The organism is Bartonella sp. AD328YNZD (genome assembly GCF_042196425.1).
Genome location: NZ_JBHIQG010000779.1, coordinates 1 through 630, shown reverse-complemented (window position 1 = coordinate 630; position 630 = coordinate 1). Strand labels below are relative to the sequence as shown.

The 630-nt window shown below is 36.5% G+C and carries 1 protein-coding gene; it reads right to left on the bottom strand.

What is annotated here, in order from left to right:
* The coding region (zapE, locus tag ACFIO3_RS15000) for a cell division protein ZapE (RefSeq protein ID WP_375704772.1) at positions 1-630 on the bottom strand (630 nt) is incomplete at both ends.

Here is a 630-nt window from a genome sequence, read left to right as displayed (position 1 = left end):
CCATGCTTTATCCATGCATTCATCTGCTTTTTTCCCTAAAGGTGTTACATACACGGGCTGTAGATTTGATTTTTCAAGACGATAATCTGTTTTTGCATCAAGATTAACAACACGAACATATGCTTTCAAAACTTGAATAAAAGGCAAAAAGAGTTCGCGATTTAAACCGTTATAATAAAGGTTATCGGGCGCCACATTTGAAGTTGCAATAAAGAAAATTCCTTTATCAAACAAAGCAGAAATAAGCCGCCCCAACACCATAGCATCAGCGATATCTGTTACACTAAATTCATCAAAACAAAGCACCTTTGTTTCTCGTGCAAGATCTTCAGCAACAGCTAAAATAGGATTATCCTGTTTAGATTTTGTATGCCCAGATGCTTGACGATACAAATTAATGCGCTCATGCACATCAGCCATAAAGTCATTAAAATGGGCGCGCTTTTTATGACCTTTCGGCAAACAAGAAAAGAACAAATCCATCAGCATGGTTTTGCCCCGTCCTACTTCACCATAAATATACAGCCCCTGAAAAGATCCATTTTCAGCCCCTTGTTTTGCAACACGAGCAATATTTTGTTTTTTCCTTTTAAGTATTCTTTTTAAAAAAGACAAAAATACCAAAAACCA